Here is a 1,022-nt window from a genome sequence, read left to right on the forward strand (position 1 = left end):
AACTCGACGATCGTGTTCTGGAGCTTTCGGGTCATGGTCGGTCTTGGCATGCTGTTGCTTTTGCTGGGGCTATGGGCGGCGTGGGCACGGTGGCGCAATCGTCTCTATCTCTCCAAGCCCCTGCTTCGTTTCGCCGTCGCGATGGGGCCGGCCGGCCTGATCGCAATCCTGGCGGGCTGGTTCACGACAGAAATCGGTCGTCAGCCCTGGGTAGTTTATGGCGTCATGCGGACTGAGAATGCAGTGTCGAACCATTCTGCGCTGGCTCTTTCGACAACTCTGATCCTCTTCATCGTCATGTACACCATCGTATTCGGAATCGGCGTCAGTTATATGCTGAAGCTGGTCGCAAGAGGGCCCCAGGCTGATCGCACCGCGCCCGATAGCGTGCACGCCGACGAAGACCAGAACTTGCGCCCCGCGCGTCCGCTCTCCGCAGCGCCTGACGAAGTTGATCCTACTCCTTATGCTGAAGAAAGGGAGGGTTAGACGATGGGTATCGATCTTCCACTGATCTGGGCCATCATCATCGGCTTCGGGTTGATGATGTATGTGATCATGGACGGCTTTGATCTCGGCATTGGCATTCTTTTCCCCTTCGTTTCGAACCGAACCGATCGCGATACGATGGTCAACACTGTCGCCCCCGTTTGGGACGGAAACGAAACGTGGCTCGTCCTCGGAGCTGCGGGGCTACTTGCCGCGTTTCCTTTGGCATACTCGATCATCCTCACAGCGCTCTATCTGCCGCTGATCGTGATGCTGGCGGGACTGATCTGGCGCGGGGTCGCGTTCGAATTCCGATTCAAGGCGGATGAGGCGCACCGGCCTTTCTGGGATAAGGCGTTTGCGTGGGGATCCTACATCGCGACCTTCTGCCAAGGCGTAGCTCTAGGGAGTTTCATCGACGGGTTCGAAGTCTCCCGCAGCGTTTTCGACGGCGGACCTTTTGATTGGCTTCGTCCTTTCAGTCTGTTCACCGGGCTTGGTCTTTTGGTGGCATACGCGCTGCTGGGATGTAC

Annotated in this window: 2 protein-coding genes; both read left to right on the forward strand. The window is 57.8% G+C overall.

Annotated features, from left to right (window positions below; translation table 11 throughout):
- Positions 1-489 (forward strand): cytochrome ubiquinol oxidase subunit I (locus tag AB4Z51_RS44980; RefSeq protein WP_441499775.1); only part of this gene is annotated, 489 nt, incomplete at its 5' end.
- A 3-nt stretch (positions 490-492) separates the two neighbouring features.
- Positions 493-1,022, forward strand: a 530-nt coding sequence (gene cydB / locus AB4Z51_RS44985; RefSeq protein WP_441499776.1) for a cytochrome d ubiquinol oxidase subunit II, incomplete at its 3' end; no start/stop codon positions are given.

Source organism: Bradyrhizobium sp. 2TAF36 (assembly GCF_052114925.1).
Lineage (GTDB): Bacteria > Pseudomonadota > Alphaproteobacteria > Rhizobiales > Xanthobacteraceae > Bradyrhizobium > Bradyrhizobium barranii.